16 protein-coding genes are annotated in these 16,733 nt (G+C 69.2%); 12 read left to right on the forward strand and 4 right to left on the reverse strand.

From position 1 onward, the window contains the following. The first annotated feature begins 39 nt into the window (after positions 1-39). Positions 40-828, forward strand: coding sequence for an SGNH/GDSL hydrolase family protein (locus tag AC1MEQ_RS05790; RefSeq protein WP_479794791.1), 789 nt, complete (start codon positions 40-42; stop codon positions 826-828). A gap of 3 nt (positions 829-831) precedes the next feature. On the opposite strand, the gene AC1MEQ_RS05795 is transcribed toward AC1MEQ_RS05790, so the two are convergent. Continuing rightward, a complete protein-coding gene (locus tag AC1MEQ_RS05795) occupies positions 832-2,238 on the reverse strand; it encodes a sugar porter family MFS transporter (RefSeq protein WP_479794793.1) in 1,407 nt (468 codons plus the stop codon). 77 nt (positions 2,239-2,315) lie between these two features. Here AC1MEQ_RS05795 and AC1MEQ_RS05800 point away from each other — a divergent pair, with 77 nt between their 5' ends. The 10 genes from AC1MEQ_RS05800 (at position 2,316) to AC1MEQ_RS05845 (ending at position 12,394) form a co-directional block, all read left to right on the forward strand. Continuing rightward, positions 2,316-2,618, forward strand: coding sequence for a hypothetical protein (locus AC1MEQ_RS05800; RefSeq protein ID WP_479794795.1), 303 nt, complete (start codon positions 2,316-2,318; stop codon positions 2,616-2,618). A 184-nt stretch (positions 2,619-2,802) separates the two neighbouring features. Then, the gene (locus AC1MEQ_RS05805) at positions 2,803-3,687 is read left to right on the forward strand and encodes a TetR family transcriptional regulator C-terminal domain-containing protein (protein WP_479794796.1); all 885 of its coding nucleotides are present in this window, start codon (positions 2,803-2,805) and stop codon (positions 3,685-3,687) included. Further along, positions 3,677-4,564, forward strand: coding sequence for a beta-keto acid cleavage family enzyme (locus AC1MEQ_RS05810; protein ID WP_479794798.1), 888 nt, complete (start codon positions 3,677-3,679; stop codon positions 4,562-4,564). Before AC1MEQ_RS05805 ends, AC1MEQ_RS05810 begins: the two co-directional genes overlap by 11 nt. A 3-nt stretch (positions 4,565-4,567) precedes the next feature. After that, a complete protein-coding gene (locus AC1MEQ_RS05815) occupies positions 4,568-5,536 on the forward strand; it encodes a 3-hydroxyacyl-CoA dehydrogenase NAD-binding domain-containing protein (protein ID WP_479794800.1) in 969 nt (322 codons plus the stop codon). After that, positions 5,537-5,977: a thioesterase family protein gene (locus tag AC1MEQ_RS05820; protein WP_479794802.1), complete on the forward strand. Its 441-nt coding sequence runs from the start codon at positions 5,537-5,539 to the stop codon at positions 5,975-5,977. It abuts the gene before it with no gap. Positions 5,978-6,002: 25 nt separating this feature from the next. Next, positions 6,003-7,634: an ABC transporter substrate-binding protein gene (locus tag AC1MEQ_RS05825; protein WP_479794804.1), complete on the forward strand. Its 1,632-nt coding sequence runs from the start codon at positions 6,003-6,005 to the stop codon at positions 7,632-7,634. Further along, positions 7,631-8,590: an ABC transporter permease gene (locus AC1MEQ_RS05830; protein WP_479794806.1), complete on the forward strand. Its 960-nt coding sequence runs from the start codon at positions 7,631-7,633 to the stop codon at positions 8,588-8,590. The genes AC1MEQ_RS05825 and AC1MEQ_RS05830 overlap by 4 nt, the downstream gene beginning before the upstream one ends. After that, positions 8,587-9,483, forward strand: coding sequence for an ABC transporter permease (locus tag AC1MEQ_RS05835; RefSeq protein WP_479794808.1), 897 nt, complete (start codon positions 8,587-8,589; stop codon positions 9,481-9,483). The genes AC1MEQ_RS05830 and AC1MEQ_RS05835 overlap by 4 nt, the downstream gene beginning before the upstream one ends. Positions 9,484-9,485: 2 nt before the next feature. Beyond that, positions 9,486-11,204, forward strand: a complete 1,719-nt coding sequence (locus AC1MEQ_RS05840; protein WP_479794810.1) for an ABC transporter ATP-binding protein — start codon at positions 9,486-9,488, stop codon at positions 11,202-11,204. 11 nt (positions 11,205-11,215) lie between these two features. After that, positions 11,216-12,394, forward strand: a complete 1,179-nt coding sequence (locus AC1MEQ_RS05845; protein WP_479794812.1) for a serine hydrolase domain-containing protein — start codon at positions 11,216-11,218, stop codon at positions 12,392-12,394. Positions 12,395-12,410: 16 nt separating this feature from the next. On the opposite strand, the gene AC1MEQ_RS05850 is transcribed toward AC1MEQ_RS05845, so the two are convergent. From AC1MEQ_RS05850 to AC1MEQ_RS05860, 3 genes are read right to left on the reverse strand one after another with little or no spacing between them, the layout of a single operon-like run. Further along, positions 12,411-13,256 carry an ABC transporter ATP-binding protein gene (locus AC1MEQ_RS05850; protein ID WP_479794814.1) on the reverse strand — a complete coding sequence of 282 codons (846 nt, stop codon included), beginning with the start codon at positions 13,254-13,256 and terminating at the stop codon, positions 12,411-12,413. Then, positions 13,253-14,350, reverse strand: a complete 1,098-nt coding sequence (locus tag AC1MEQ_RS05855; RefSeq protein ID WP_479794817.1) for a FecCD family ABC transporter permease — start codon at positions 14,348-14,350, stop codon at positions 13,253-13,255. The genes AC1MEQ_RS05850 and AC1MEQ_RS05855 overlap by 4 nt, the downstream gene beginning before the upstream one ends. Beyond that, the gene (locus tag AC1MEQ_RS05860) at positions 14,347-15,441 is read right to left on the reverse strand and encodes an iron chelate uptake ABC transporter family permease subunit (protein ID WP_479794819.1); all 1,095 of its coding nucleotides are present in this window, start codon (positions 15,439-15,441) and stop codon (positions 14,347-14,349) included. Before AC1MEQ_RS05860 ends, AC1MEQ_RS05855 begins: the two co-directional genes overlap by 4 nt. Before the next feature lie 111 nt (positions 15,442-15,552). Between AC1MEQ_RS05860 and AC1MEQ_RS05865 the strand changes: the two genes are divergently transcribed. Continuing rightward, positions 15,553-16,554, forward strand: a complete 1,002-nt coding sequence (locus tag AC1MEQ_RS05865; protein ID WP_479794821.1) for an iron-siderophore ABC transporter substrate-binding protein — start codon at positions 15,553-15,555, stop codon at positions 16,552-16,554. The last annotated feature ends 179 nt before the right edge of the window (positions 16,555-16,733 follow it).

Genomic DNA, 16,733 nt, shown 5'->3' on the forward strand with positions numbered 1-16,733 from the left:
CTACGCTGGATATGTCGCATCTTCCACCAGGAGTACACCTTGCCCGTTTCCGGATCCGCCACCGATGGCGCCGCCGCCCGCCCCTCGCTCGTCAGCCGCATCTGCGCACGTCCCCGCCGGGTCGTGGCCGCCGGGTTCGTCCTGCTGGCCGTGGCCGCCGGTGGCGCCTATCTGGGCCAACCGCACCAGCCGGCTCCCCTGACCTCCGACGGGTTTCCGATGGCGCAGCCGATGGCCGCCGGGGCGCAGGCCCTGACGTTCGCGGTGGTCGGCGACTCCATCACAGCCGACCACGCCTACCCGGACCAGGTGGGGCGCGGCATCGTGGGGGAACGCTCCTGGGCGGCCTTCGCGCAGCAGCCGGGAACCGCGTTCGTCGGCGGCTGGGCACGCGGTGGGGCGACCACGGCAGAGATGCTCGAGGGCTTCACCCCCGTCCCGGCGGATGTGCTGGTCATGATCGCCGGCACCAACGACATCAAGGCCGGCGTCCCGTTCGAGCAGATCGGGGAGAACATGCGCTCCATCGTCGACGTCGCGGACGTTCCCCGGGTCATCGTCTCCTCCGTCCCCCCGCGCAATGAATTCCGCGAACGCACCCTCGCATACAACGCCTGGCTCCACGATTTCGTCGCCGAGCAGGGCTGGGGCTGGATCGACGGGTCCCGCGGACTGCGCGATGACAACCAGCCGGGCCGGTACGCCGACGGACTCACCTACGACGGCACCCATCCCACCCGCGAAGGGGCCCGGATCCTCGGTGCTGCGGTGCTCGCCGCGCTGGGCACGCAGCCGACGGCCCAGGACATTCCGGCCACCCTTCCGTAGCCCTTACTGCATGGATTCGAGTTCGCGGCCCTTGGTCTCCCGGACGAACCGGAAGACGAAGAAGAAGGACAGCAGGGCGAACAGTGCATACAGTCCGTAGGCCAGCACGAGGCTGATCTCCGACAGGGTCGGGAACGTCGTGGTGATGAGGAAGTTCGCCAGCCATTGTGCCGCTGCGGCAACGGAGAGGGCCACGGCGCGCATCTTGTTGGAGAACATCTCCCCGAGCAGGACCCAGACCACCGGGCCCCAGGTGGCCCCGAACGCGACGACGAAGAGGTTGGCCGCGATCAGCGCGATGACGCCCCACGGCTGGGGCAGGGACACGTCCTCGCCGGTGCCGGTGGACTGGCTGAAGGCGACAGCCATGAGCCCCAGGGCGATGGTCATGCCGGCGGAGCCCCACAGCAGCAGCGGCTTGCGGCCGATCTTGTCCACCAGGGCGATGGCCACAATGGTCACCACGATGTTGGTGACCGAGGTGATCACCGTGATGGTGAAGGAGTCGGCCTCGGTGAAGCCGACCGAGAGCCACAGGCTGGTGGAGTAGTAGAAGATCACGTTGATGCCGACGAACTGCTGGAAGACGGAGAGCAGGATCCCGACCCAGACAATGGGCAGCAACCAGCCCTTCCCCCCGACCAGGTTGCGCAGGCCCTGGTTCTTCTCGGTGCTGATGGTGGACTTGATCGAGGCGATCTTCTCGTCCACCTCCTCGCGGCTCTTGAGCCCGACGACCTCGTGGAGGACCTTGCCGGCCTTGGCCAGCTGGCCGCGGGCGACGAGGTAGCGCGGGGATTCGGGGATCTGCCAGGCCAATACCCCGTAGATCACGGCCGGGACGATTCCGGTGAGGAACATCCAGCGCCAGGCCGAGAGGCCGAACCAGGCTTCTTCGGTGGCACCGCCCGACGAGGTCGCGATGAACGCGTCGGAGAGCAGGGCGACGAAGATGCCCAACACGATGGCCATCTGCTGCAGCGAGGCGAGCCGGCCGCGGCTGTGCGCGGGGGCGACCTCGGCGATGTAGGCCGGGGCCAGCACGGATGCCATGCCGACGCCGAGGCCGCCGATGAAGCGCCAGATGATCAGGTCAACGGCACCGAAGGCGAAGCCGGATCCGGCGGCCGAAATGGTGAAGAGCACGGCAGCGACCAGCATGGCGCGGACGCGGCCCTGCTTGTCGGCGAAGGGGCCGGCGAACCAGGCGCCGACCATCGCCCCGAGCAGCGCACACGAGACGGTGAATCCGAGGATCACGCCGCTGAGGCCGAATTGTTCGGCGATGGCATCGACCGCGCCGTTGATCACGGCGGAGTCGAATCCGAAGAGGAATCCGCCCAGCGCGGCGACGATGGAAACCATCACCACTTTGGTCGGGGTCGTTTCATGTCCGATGGTGGCACTCATGTTCGTCATCGTACGCCCGGGCCCGCGGGAGAGGTAGGCGGAGAGTAGGCTGACACGCCCAGATACCAAGGAGAACCATGAGCTCGATCGCCACCGCCACGTTGACCACCGCGGGCCTGCTCGGCGGTTTCCAGACCGCCCGCACGACCGGAAACCGCCCGCTGGGCGGGGCCGTCCTGGCCGCGGCCGGGGCCGCCGCGTTCGCCTCCTGCCAGCGGGACGCCGGCGCCGGGCGTGCCGCCGTCGTCACGGCCACCTATCTGGTCGGCTTCGGCGCTTCCCATCCGCTGGCCAAGAAGATCGGCGCCTGGCCCGCGGTCTACGCGGTGACCGGTGCGACGGCACTGACCGCACTGGTGCTCGGCCGGCGCCGCCGATAGCCCGCGCTTCCAGGCACCGGATCGTCCGCAGGGGTGGTTCGGTGCCTTTTTGCGTCCGCGCGCCCTGACGGCTGCGGTGCAGTCGGGCCCCATGGCCTTCCGGACAACGCAATAAGTCGCAAGTTTTTCTGAGCATGCATCAGCAGTCTTGCCATAATCGCAAGTCCTCCCTACAGTGGACGGCATGCCCACTCCCGCCACGCCGTCCGGCCAGCTGCCCGAGAGGGCCCGCGACGCGATTCGCGGCTCCGGTCGGCCGCAGCGCCGGATCGCCGAACTGATCGGCCTCGACGAATCGAAGCTCTCGAAGTCGCTCAAGGGCACCCGCCGCTTCACTGCCGAGGAGATCACCCAGCTGGCGACCGTCACGGGCGTGACGGCCAATTGGCTCATCTCCGGCTCCGATGCCACGACCGGGGCAACCACGCCGGCGTCGGCCAGGATGCTGCCGACCGTCCACCGCGAGGATCGCGAGATGGCGCTCAAGCGGCGCACGATCATCGAGAAGTCCTGGTGGCTTTTCGCCGAACAGGGCTACGAGTCGGTCCGCATCGCCGACATCGCCCGTGAATGCGGGATGAGCCCGGCCGCGGTCCACTACTACTTCCCGGCGAAACGGGAGATCTTCGCCGAGACGCTGCGCTATTCGGTCAAACTGGCCTTCGACCGCCAGGTGGCCGAACTCCATGCCGTGACGAATCCCGTCCTGCGACTCAAGCGCCTGATCCAGCTCCAGCTTCCGGCCGGGGCCGCCGGCCGCGCCGAGTGGTCCATCTGGCTGCAGACCTGGGCCCAGGTCGCCGTCCACCCGGAAGGCCGCGACAACCACGGCCATGGCTACGCACGCTGGCGCCAAACCGTCTCCGCGATCATCACCGAAGGCCAGGACAGCGGCAACATCCGCCCAGGCGACCCGGAATCCCTGGCCCTGGACGTCACGACCATGATGGACGGACTCGGCATCAAGGTCCTCACCGGAATGCTGACTGTCGATCAGATGTATAGCCAAATCGAAAGTTTCATCGACCGCACCATCGTCACCCCCAAGGAGTCCACCCATGAACCGTAAGGTCATCGTCACCTGTGCCCTGACCGGCGCCGGAGACACCACCTCCAAGAGCGAGCACGTCCCCGTGACACCGGATGAGATTGCCGCCGACGCGATCGCCGCCGCCCGCGCCGGCGCCTCGGTCGTGCACATCCACGTCCGTGACCCGCAGACCAAACAGGGTTCCCGGGACACCGCGCTCTACCGCGAGGTCGTCCGGCAGATCGGCGCCTCCGACGTCGACCCGGTCATCAACCTGACCGCCGGCATGGGCGGGGACCTCGTCGTCGACCCGGGCGAACCCACCATCCAGCTACCCGGCACCGACCTGGTCTCCGGGCTTGACCGCCTGGCCCACGTCGAGGAACTGCGCCCCGAAATCTGCACCATCGACTGCGGCTCGCTGAACTTCGGCGAAGGCAGCCAGCTCTACGTCTCCACCCCCGACATGCTCCGCGAAGGCGCGGCCCGCATCAGGGAACTCGGGGTGAAACCCGAAATGGAGATCTTCGATACCGGCAACCTCTGGTTCGCCAACGTCATGGTCGAGGAGGGGCTGATCGCCCCGCCACCGCTCTACCAGCTGTGCATGGGCATCCCCTACGGCGCACCCGTGGACCCGGCCCTGCTCCAGGCCATGGTCAACCTGCTGCCCGAGGGTGCCCAATGGACGTCCTTCGCGATCGGCCGCAACCAGCTGCCATGGGTCGCCCAGTCGGTCCTGCTCGGCGGCCACGCCCGCGTGGGTCTGGAGGACAACCTCTACTTGTCCAAGGGAGTCAAGGCCACCAACGCGCAGCTCACCGAGCGCGCCATCGACATCGTCACCAACCTCGGATCCTCGGTCGCCACCCCCGACGAGGCCCGGGAAATCCTCCAGCTCGAAAAGAGGGCCTGATCCATGGGCAACTACCCCGAAATGCACGACGTCGACACCGTGGCCTGCGTGGGCATCGGCACCATCGGCGGCGGCTGGGCCGCCTACTTCCTGGCGCGTGGATACCGTGTCCAGGCCTGGGACCCCTCCCCCGACGCGGCGGCCAAGCTCGCTGCCCTCATCGACGCCGCCTGGCCCGCCCTGACCCAACTGGGACTGGCACCAAACGCCTCCAAGGACAACTGGAGCGTGCACGCCGAACTCGCCGACGCGGTGGCCGGTGTCGGATTCGTCCAGGAGAGCGCGCCGGAGGACCTAGACCTGAAGTCGGACTTGCTGGCGCAGATCGACGCGGCGACCGCACACGGCGTCGTCATCGGTTCGTCCACGTCTGGTTACGGCATGTCCGAAATGAACCGACGTGCGGCCAGCCCCGCCCGCCTGGTGGTCGGGCACCCGTTCAACCCGCCGTACCTGATCCCGCTCGTCGAGGTCGCCGGCGGCCAGGGCACCGACCCCGAAGCCGTGGCCTGGGCCTCCCGCTGGTACGACTTCATCGGCAAGTCGGTGATCACCATGGACCGCGAGGTCCCCGGCTTCATCGCCAACCGGCTGCAGGAGGCACTCTGGCGCGAAGCCCTGCACATGATCGACAACGGCGAGGCAACCGTCGAGCAGATCGATCTCGCCATCACCGACGGCCCCGGCCTGCGCTGGCCCATCCAGGGTCCGATGCTCACCTTCCACCTCGCCGGGGGACCCGGCGGAATGGCGCACATGCTGGACCACTTCGGCCCCTCGTTGAAGTCCCCGTGGACCCGCCTGGACGCCCCCGAACTGACCGAACGGCTCCGTGCCGACGTCATCGCCGGCTGCGACGAGGAGGCCGGCGAACGCGGCTTCGCCGATCTGGTCGCCGAACGGGACGCGGCGATCATCGCCATCCGCAACGTCATCGGTGACCTGAAGGCGGCACCGAAGGCGGCGGTCTAGGTGGCCTGGGAACCCTACAGGACCCCCGTCCTCCCCGAGTGGATCGACTACAACGGCCACCTGTCCGAGGCCTACTACGTGCTGGTCTTCGGCTTCGCCACCGATGCGGCCATGGACGCCCTGGGCATGGGCCCGCGATACCGCACGGCGACGTCCAACTCGCTCTACACGGTGGAGGCCCACGTCCGGTACCTTGCCGAAACCGGTCTCGGCGCCGAGCTCGTGGTCACCACCGTGGTAGCTGGGTCCGGGGCAAAGAAACTCCACCTCTGCCACGAGATGCACGTGGATGGCCAGCTGATCGCCACCGAGGAGATCCTGGGGTTGCACGTCAACCAGACGACGGGCCGAACGTGCGTCTTCGACGCGGACCTGCTGGCCGGCCTTGCCGCACGGCGCCAGGAACCCCCGGAGTGGAGCGGCCGATCCGTCACCAGCTAACCGTCCGCTGACTCCAGGAGCATCCGTGCATTCCACCCCACCCTTCCAACCCGAGCCGGTGCGATCCGGCTCCCCGGCAATCCAACCCTTGATGGACCGCGCCCGCAGCCGCTTCAGCCGGCGCACCCTCCTCGGCTCCGGCATGGCCGTCGGCCTCGGTGCCGTCCTGAGCGCATGCGGGCAGCAGCCCGACGTCGTCCCCGCACCCACCGGCCCACCGCAGGCGGGCGGGACGTTGCGTGTCGGGCTGTCCGGCGGCGGCGCCTCCGACACGCTCGACGCCCACGTCCCGGTGAACACCACCGACATCGCCCGCGTGGTCAACCTCTACGAGTCGCTGTTGTACCGCGACGAGAACTACGACCTGCAGCCCCTGCTCGCACTCAGCGCCACCCCGGACGACCGGGCCCGGGTCTGGACGGTCACCTTGCGCCAAGGCGTCACCTTCCATGACGGCCGCCCCCTGACCGCAGACGATGTCGTCGCAACGTTCAAAAGGATCATCAACCCCGATGACCCCAAATCGGGCGCGACGGCGCTGTCCGTCCTCGACGAGGTGGTCGCCACCGCGACGGATACGGTCGAATTCCGGTTGAACACCCCCACGGCCACCTTCGACGACTCGCTGGGCCAGTATTCCCTGGGCATCGTCCCGGCGGACTACGACCCCGCCCACCCGGTGGGGACCGGGCCGTTCAAGGCCAAGAGCTTCTCCCCCGGCCGCCAATCGGTGTTCGCCCGCAACGACAACTACTGGCGCGGCAACGAGCCGTACCTGGATGAACTCGTCATCCTCAATTTCGACGACGACGATGCGCTGATCAACGCGTTGCTCTCCACCCAGGTCGACGCCATCGGCCAGATCCCGCTGGCCCTGACCGAGGTCATCGGATCCGATCCGCGCATCGGCATCCTCAATTCGGAGACCGGCATGTGGCTACCGTTCACCATGCGCGTGGACCGCAAGCCGTTCGATGACGTGCGCGTCCGCCAGGCCTTCCGACTGGCCGTGGACCGCAAGCAGATGATCGAACAGGTCTACAGCGGACAGGGCAGGATCGGCAACGACGTCTTCGCGCCCTTTGACCCCGGAACCACAGGGCTCCCCCAACGGACCCAGGACATCGGCCGGGCCAGGAAGTTGCTGGCCGAGGCCGGCTACCCGGACGGACTCGACGTCGAACTGGTCACGGCACCCATCCAGTCCGGTGCCGTCGAAGCCGCGCAGGTCTTCGCCCAGCAAGCCGCCGAGGCGGGCATCCGGGTGTCGATCCGCCGCGTCGATGCCACCACCTTCTTCGGCGACAACTACCTCAAATGGGACTTCGCCCAGGACTTCTACTACACGCGCAACTTCCTGCCCCAGGTGGACAACTGCCTGCTGAAGGAGTCCCCCTACAACGAAACGCATTGGGACGATCCCCGGTTCGTGAAGTTGGTGGAACGGGCCAAGGGCACCCTGGATGAGGCGCACCGCAACAAACTCATCTCCGAGGCCCAACGCCTCCTCTGGGAAGAAGGCGGATACATCATCTGGGGCCACTCCAACCAGGCCGACGCCTACCAGCGGTATGTCGCCGGGCTCATCCCCAACAAGACCGGGCTGGCACTGTCCGGCTTCGAATTCCGCCGCGTATGGCTGGGAGGCACCAAATGATCATGAAACTCGTGTCCCGGCGCCTGCTGGTCAGCGTGCTGATCCTGCTGGTCGTCTCCATCCTGGTCTTCGTGGCCACCCTGCTGTTGCCCGGGGACCCCGCCCAGGCCATGCTCGGCCAACAGGCCACACCCGAACGCCTGGCGGTACTCCGCGAACAGATGGACCTCAACGACCCGGTGGCCATGCGCTACCTGTCGTGGCTAGGCGGCCTGTTCACCGGCGACTTCGGCTATTCCGCTGCCACCTCGGGGCCCGTCTCGGAGCTGCTCGGCGAACGGATCAGCGCCTCGCTCGTACTCATGGGCATCGCCGCGGTCATCAGCATCCCGGTGGGCATCGTCGTCGGGACCTACAGCGCCCTGCGCCGCGGCAAGGCAGCCGACCATGCCGCGACCGTCACCAGCCTGGTCCTGGCCGCCCTGCCGGAGTTCGTGGTCGGCATCCTGCTGATCACGCTCTTCTCCACCACGGTGTTCAAGATCCTGCCCTCGGTCACAATGGCCCCTCCGGGTGAGCACGTGTGGAACTACCCGTTGCAGCTGGTGCTGCCCGCCGTGACCCTGGTCCTGGTCGTCACCCCCTACATCGTGAGGATGATGCGCGCCACCATGATCGAGGTCCTCGACTCGGGATTCGTGGAGATGGCCCGGCTCAAGGGCGTCCCCGAACGCCAGGTCATCATCCGCCACGCCGTCCCCCACGCCCTGGCCCCGGTCGCGCAGGTCATCGCGATCCAGCTGGCCTGGATGGCCGGTGGCGTGGTCGTCATCGAATTCCTCTTCCGCTACCCCGGCATCGGCCAGGCGCTGGTCGACGCGGTGGCCAACCGCGATGTGCAGGTGGTCCAGGCGATCTCGATGCTGATCGCGGCCGCCTACATCGTGGTCAACCTGCTGGCCGACCTGGTCGGCATCGCCACCAACCCGAAGCTCAGGACGGAGTCCGCCCGATGAGTTCCTCCACCACACCCACCGACATGTCCGCCTCGTCCATCGAGAGCGAAACCCATGCCGCGCCGGGCCTGCTACGGCGCATGATGCGTCAACGCCAGGCCAGGATCGGGGCCGTGCTGACCGGCGTCGTACTGCTCGTCGCCCTGCTCGGCCCGCTCGTGCTGCCCTGGGCCACCGGCTACTCGTCCACCGCCTTCGCCGGCCGCCCGTTCCAATCCGACGGGGCATTCGGCACCGACAACCTGGGCCGCGACATCCTCAGCCGCTTCCTCGATGGGGGCCTGCGGCTGCTCGCCTATGCCGCCCTGGCCACCGCCCTGGGCATGGTCCTGGGCGCCGTGATCGGCATGACAGCCGCCTACTCGCGCCCGTCGCTGGACAACTTCATCATGCGCTCCAACGACGTCCTGCTGGCGTTGCCGCAACTAGTCTTCGCACTGCTGGCCATCACCGTCCTGGGCCCCGAGGGATGGGTGCTGGTGACGGTCATCGGCATCACCCATGCCCCCCGCGTAGCACGGGTGACACGTTCGGCCACCGCCTCGGTGATCACCGAGGACTACGTGCGTGCCTCCGAAATGTACGCGGTGCCCAAATGGAAGATCCTGCTCCAGGAGGTCCTGCCCAACATCACCGGCCCGCTCATGGTCGAGCTCGGCCTGCGCATGACGTACTCGATCGGCTTCATCGCCGCGCTGTCCTTCCTGGGCCTGGGCATGCAGCCCCCGACCGCCGACTGGGGCCTGATGATCAACGAAAACCGCATCGCCCTGATGGTCCAGCCCTGGGGCGTCATCCTTCCGGTGCTGGCCATCGCCGTGCTGACCGTGGGGACGAACCTGCTCACCGATGCGCTGGCCAAGGCCTCCGCCAACCTGAACGCGGGAAAGTAGACATGGACACCACCGTGAACGACACGACGACCAATGCCCCCCGGCTCGGCGCCCCGGCCCTGCGTGCGCAGGACATCCGCGTGGCCACCCTGGCCGGACAGGAGATCCTGCACGGCATCGGCTTCGACCTGCATCCGGGCAAGATCCTGGCGCTGGTCGGCGAGTCCGGCTCCGGCAAGACCACCGCGGGCCTGGCCTGCATGGGCCACTTCCGCCAGGGGCTCCGGCTCACCGGCGGCAGCGTGTTCCTCGGATCCGACGCTGCTTCCGATAACCTGCTCGACCTCGCACCCGCCCGGATGCGTGCGCTGCGCGGCGGATCCATTTCCTATGTCCCGCAGGATCCCGCACTGTCGCTGAACCCCGCCATGCGGATCGGCGACCAGATCGCGGAAACCCTCCAGGTCCACGGATTCGGCTCCTCGGCCGCCGAACGCACCGAACGCGTCGCGGAGGTCCTCGCGGAAGTCGGCTTGGCGAACGACTCCGCCTACCAGCGCCGCTACCCCCACCAGCTCTCCGGCGGCCAGCAGCAACGCGTGGGCATCGCCATGGCCTTTGCCTGCCGCCCCTCGGTCATGGTCCTGGACGAGCCCACCACCGGGCTCGATGTCACCACGCAGGCGCTGGTCCTGCAGACCATCGATGAGATGGCCGAACGCCACCAGGTCGCCGGCCTCTACATCACCCACGACCTGGCAGTCGTCGCCACGGTGGCCGATGAGGTCCTGGTGATGCTCTCCGGTGAGGTCGTCGAGCGCGGCACCACCGAGGAGGTCCTCTTCCACCCGCAGCATGGCTATACCCGCAAGTTGCTCAACGCCGTCCCTGACCTGGACGGCAATCGCCGGGTGGGCGAGGTGGAGGCCATCACCGGCGAGCAGCCGCTGGTCATCCCCGGCCCGCATGCCCCCGGCGACAACCGGATCAACGCGCTGGCCGGGCCCGGGAAGCCGGAGCCGGCGTCGTCCACCGCGCTGCTCGAGGTCTCGGACCTGGAGCTCGCATACGGGCCGGCGCAGATCCTCGACGGAATCGACTTCCGTCTGGGCGTCGGCGAATCGATGATGCTGCTCGGCGAATCGGGGTCGGGCAAGACCACACTCTCGCGGTGTGTCGCCGGCCTGAACGACGACTATCGCGGCACGGTCGCCCTGCGAGGCACCGACCTCGCACCCGGGACCCGCAGCCGGACGGCCGAACAGCGCCAGTGCATCCAGTACGTGTTCCAGAGCCCGTTCTCCTCGCTGAATCCGCGCCGCAGCATCCTCGAATCGGTGGAGGTCCCGCTGAAAATGGCCGGCGTGGCCGACAAGCGCAGGCGACGGTCCCTGGTCGTGGAGGCCCTGGACCAGGTCAAGCTGGGCGCCTCGTACCTGGATCGGCGCCCCGGGGAGCTCAGCGGCGGCGAACGCCAACGCGCGGCCATCGCCCGGGCGCTCGTCAACGCACCCTCGGTGCTGGTCTGTGACGAGGTCACCTCGGCCCTGGACGTCTCCGTGCAGGCCTCCATCCTTGACCTGCTGCGCACCCTGCAGCTGGAAACCGGGATGGCCATGCTCTTTGTGACGCACAACATCGCGCTGGCCCGGCATATCTCGCAGTCCCTGGCAGTGCTCCAGAAGGGAAAGATCGTCGACGTCGGGCCGACCGACGAGGTGCTCACCAATCCCCGGCACGCCTACACCCGGCAGCTGCTGGACCACGTCCCCACGTTCTAAGGAGTCCCTCCATGACCACGACCGCATCCGTTGACTCCCACAACGACTCCGGCCTACCCGGCGGGGATTTCGCCCGGATCCAGGAGGTGTTCGCCGGGCACCTGGCAGCCGCCGCAGGCGGCATGTCCTTCTGCGTCTACCGCGATGGCTCCCCCGTGCTGCGGTTGCACGGCGGAACGACGGTCCGACCCGGCAGCGATCCCGGTCCGGGGCTGGCCGGGCCCCAGCCGTGGACAGGCCGGACCCGCGCGGTGTTGTTCTCCGGGACCAAGGGGCTGGTGGCAACGCTCGCGGCCATCCTGGCGGGCCGGGGCGAACTGGATGTGCGCGCGCCGGTGGCGGCATACTGGCCCGAATTCGCTGCCGCCGGCAAGGAGCACGTCCCCGTTTCGGCGCTGCTGGACCACACAGTGGGGCTTGTCTACGTCGATCCGGAACCTGCGGGCGAGGACGCCTTCTACGACAATCGGCTCAACGCCTCGATCCTGGCCGCACAGCGTCCCCTCTGGGATCCGGGCAGCAAGGTGGCTTACCACGCACATACCTATGGCTACCTGATGGCCGAGCTGCTGCTGCGCGTGACCGGCAAGGACGTGGGGACGCTGCTGCGCGACGAGCTGGCCGAGCCGCTGGGCCTGGACATCCACCTCGGGCTGCCGGCGGAGCACGACGGGGAGGTCGCCACCATCTTCCGGGCCGGGGACTATGCCATCAGCACGTTCCTGACCGATCCCGGGCGCCGGCGCATCGTCGAGCGCATGTATGGGAACACCTTGACCGGCACGAAGGACACCTTCAATTCCGTCGGAATGCGCCGGGCGCAGATGGCCTCCGGCGGGGCCATCGCCACCGCGGAATCGATGGCCGCCCTCTACTCCCTCCTGGTGGCTCCCGGCCAGCAGGTCGTCTCCCCCGGCGCCCTGGCGGATGCGAGGGCCACCTGGTCCGAGGGCACCGACGCGGTCAACGACCGTCCGCTGCGCTTCGGGCTGGGCTACGAGCTGGCCGACCCGATCGGGACCTACGGCCCGGTCGCGCCGGCCTTCGGGCATTCCGGTGCCGGCGGCGGGTTGCACGGTGCCTGGCCGGACAAGAACGTCGGCTTCTCGTTTTTGACCAACGAGTTGCTCGCCGAGGACAAGGACCGGCGCGTCAAGGACCTGCTGAAGGTCCTGGCCCAGATCCTCTGAACCCCGGCCGGCGCCGCTAGCTGCCGGCCGCCCGGCGCCGGGCCCGCGGGACGATCATCGGGGTGCCGGTCGCCGGGTCGTCGATGATCAGGCACTCCAGCCCGAAGACCTCCCGGACCAGTTCGGCGGTCACGATCTGCGCCGGCGGCCCCTGGGCGACGATCCGGCCCTCTTTCATGGCGATCAGGTGCGTGGCGTAGCGGGCTGCGTGGTTGAGGTCGTGCAGCACGGCGATCAGCGTGTTGCCGACCTCGTGCAGGTCCGCAAAGAGGTCCAGCAGGTCGATCTGGTGGGCGATGTCCAGGAACGTGGTGGGCTCGTCGAGCAGCAGGATCGGGGTTTGCTGGGCCAACGCCATGGCCGCCCAGACCCGTTGGCGCTGGCCGCCGGAGAGTTCGTCGACGTGCCGCTCACGCAGGTCGGCGATGTTGGTAGAAGCCATGGCCGATTCCACGGCCGCCTCGTCCGCGGCGCTCCATTGCCGGATGAGGCCCTGGTGCGGGTACCTGCCCCGGGCGACCAGGTCCACCACGGTGATCCCGTCGGGCGCGATCGAGCTTTGCGGCAGCAGCCCCACGACCCGTGCCGCCTCCTTGGCCTTGTAGGAGGCGATGGCCTTCCCGTCGAGCAGCACCTGGCCCGCCGTGGGGCGCAGCAGCCGCGAGAGCGCACGCAGCAGCGTGGATTTGCCGCAGGCGTTCGGCCCGACGATGACGGTGAATGAACCATCGGGGATCTCCACGGTCAGCTCCTCGGAGATGACCCGGCGGTCGTAGGCCAGCGTGAGGGACTCGGCGTGCAGCCGGGGTGGCGTGCCGGCGACGTCGGTGGCGGGCGGGGTTCCGGGCGTGGTGCGGCTCATGGGTGCTTCCGTGCTTCGTGGACGAGGAGGGCGACGAGGTAGACCCCGCCGATGACGACCGTGACGACACCCACCGGCACCGACCCGGGGACCAGGTGCTGGGCGACAAGATCCGCGGCCAGCAGCAGCAGGGCTCCGGTCAGCGCCGCGGCGCCCAACGGGATGCCCGCGCCGCGGACCAGCCGGCGGGCGATCTGCGGCGCCGCCAGGGCGACGAACGCGATGGGGCCGGCGATCGCGGTGACCGTGGCGATGAGTCCGACACCCACCACCAGGATCGCCAACCGTGCCGGTTCGGCGGCCACGCCATGGGCAAGCGCCGCGTCGTCACCGAGCTCGAGTTGGCGCAGCGGGCGCACGACGGCGAACGTGGCCACCCCGAGCACCGCCAACGGGACCAGCGCGAAGGCGGCCTCGCCCCAGCCCACCAGCGACAGCGAACCGGCACCCCAGATCGACGCTGCCATGGCCACCTCGGTCTGGGCGCGCAACAGCAGGTACGTGTTCACGCCGTTGAGCAGGGCGGTCACCGCGATCCCGACGATGATCAGGCGGAAGCCCTGCACCCCGCCGCGCCAGGCCAGCACGTAGACCACCAGGGCGGTGGCCAGGCCCCCGAGGAGCGCCCCGGCGGTTTCGGCCACGAGGTTGGTGCCGACCACCGTGATGGAGATGATCGCCCCGGTGTAGGCGCCGGTGGAGAAGCCGATGATGTCCGGGGAGCCCAGTGGGTTGCGGGTCAACGTCTGGAACAGGGCACCGGAGACGCCCAGCGCGGCTCCGAACGCCACGGCGGCGACCACGCGGGGCAGGCGCCATTCGAGCACGATCTTGCTGGCGAAGCCCTGGTCGCTGGCCATCGCCGTGACGACCTGGCCGATGTTCAGCGGGTAGTCCCCCAGCCCCAGCGCGACCAGTGCCAGCAGCAGAACGGCCGCGGCGAGGGCGGCGCCGACCAGCAGGGGCCGGCGCGGGATGCGGAGGGACCCGCCGGGAACCGGCACGTGAAGGTGCCGGGTCCGGGATCCGTCATGGGAGGCCCGGGCGGTGGCGGCAACGGCGGTGGCGGCCGGCGGGTTCGGCGTGGTCCTCACAGCTGGCTCGCCCGGGCCCGGCGGACCAGCAGGATGAGCACGGGTGCCCCGATGACCGCGGTGACGATCCCGACCTGCAGTTCACCCGGGCGCATCACCACCCGGCCCAGGACGTCGGCGGCCAGCAGCAGGACCGGGGCCAGCAGCACGCTGTAGGCGATGATCCAGCGCTGGTCCGGACCCACGGCCCAGCGGGCCACGTGCGGGATCATCAGCCCGACGAACGCGATGGGACCGGCCATCGCGGTGGCGGCCCCGGCCAGCAGGGTGACCGCCAGCAGGGCCAGCACGCGGGTGCGCATCACCCGGGCACCCAGCGAGCGGGCCAGGTCATCGCCCAACGCCACGGCGTTCAGCGACCGGCCCAGCAGCAGCGCCAGGACCAGCCCGGCGGCGAGGAAGGGCCCCGCCGTCGTGATCGGGTCCCAGCCGCGGTCCGCCAGCGACCCGGCCTCCCAGGCGCGCATGGCGTTGTAGCCGCGCGGGTTGGCCAGCACCATCGCCGAGGTGAACCCGGCCAGCACCGCGCCGATGGCGACGCCGGCCAGCGTGATGCGCGCTGGGCTGACCGAACCGCGGACGCCCGAACCGATGAGGTAGACGATGACGGTGGTGGCCAGCGCCCCGGCGAAGGCGAACCAGATGTAGCCGGCCGGGCTGGCGATGCCCAGGACCCCGACGCCGAGGGCGACGGCGAACGCCGCTCCGGCGTTGACGCCCAGGATGCCGGGGTCCGCCAGCGGGTTGCGGGTGACGGCCTGGATGAGGGCACCGGCCACGCCCAGGCCGGCGCCGACGAGCAGGCCCATCACGGTGCGCGGGGCGCGCAGGGTCAGGACCACGGAGGCGTCGTCCCCGCTGCCGGAACCGGTGACCGCAGCCCAGACGGTGTCCAGCGGGATGTGTCGGGTGCCGATGGCCAGGGAAAGCACGACGGCGATTCCCAGGCAAACCAGCGCCAGCACGAAGCCGGCGATCCTGCGGGACGGGGCCACCCGGGGCGGCCCGGGGGGCGGGGCAGGGGCAGTCGCGTCCCGGCGCCGGGGACCGTCCGGGCCGCTGGCCGCGGGGATAGCAGATTCGACAGTCACCTAATGAGTTTAGGCTATCCTTGCCTCATGTCGTGCGGCCCCGTCCGCCCGCACCGTTCCCCACCCTGCACGTCCGTCCGGCATCACCCCGGGCGCAGAAAGGCCTGGCCCATGAAGTTCTTCCGCACGTCCATCGCACTCATCGCGGCCGCCATCCTGGCCCTGACGGGCTGTTCCATCGCCCCGCCCGCCTCCGGCGAATCCGCTGCCGGCTCCGGCGCATCGGCCACCGGCACGTTCCCGCAGACGGTCGCGACGGCCTTCGGCGACGTGACGATCGACAAGGCCCCGCAGCGTGTGGTCGCCCTGGGCTGGGGCGACGCCGAGACCGCATTGGCGCTCGGTGTGCAGCCGGTCGGCGCCTCCGACTGGCTCGGCTTCGGCGGCGAGGGCGTGGGCCCGTGGGCGAAGGGCCTCTACGACCAGGCGCCGAAGTTGATCGACACGCTGGAACCGTCCTATGAGGCGATTGCCGCCCTGAAGCCGGACCTGATCCTGGACGTGCGCGGCAGCGGCGACAAGGACCGCCACGACCGGCTGGCCGAGATCGCCCCGACCGTGGGCATCCCGAAGGGCGGGGAGAACTACCTGACCGGCATGGAGGACCAGGTGCACATGGTCTCGACCGCCCTGGGGGTCCCCGAGAAGGGCGACGCCCTGCTGAAGGAGGTCGACGACGCGTACGCGAAGGTGGCCGCGGCGCACCCGCAGTGGAAGGGCCAGACCGTCACCGCGGCGACCAAGACCAGCGAGGGCTGGGGCGCCTATGTCGCCGGTGGCGGCCGCGTGGAGACCCTGGAACGCTATGGGTTCAAGCAGAACCCGGCGATCGCGAAGCTGCCGGTGAACTCCGGCGGGTTCTCGGTGGACATCTCGAGCGAGAAGCTCGATGTGATGGACGCCGACCTGATCGTGGCCTTCCCCATCTTCCTGGACGCGACGGCGATCACGAAGGACCCGCAGTGGAGGAAGCTCGACACCGTGAAGGCCGGCCATTCGGTGGTGATCGACGGGGACCTGTCCAACGCCTACTCGATCAATTCCCCGCTCGGCGCGCTGTACACGGTCAAGCACCTGACGCCGCTGCTGGAGAAGGCGCTTCCCGCGAAGTAGCCCCGTCCGGTGGTACCCCGGGCGGCGGCTCCGTTCCCCAACGAACCGCCACCCGGACCACCCCCCGATGCCGCGACACTCCCGTCGTCGTGCACTCTCGAGGACCTGTGGTGGCCCCCCGGCGCGCGACGGCGTCCGATCCCGCCGTGCATCCCTCCCCGACGACGGGGAAGACCAGC

This window comes from Arthrobacter sp. ASL1 (assembly GCF_056680475.1).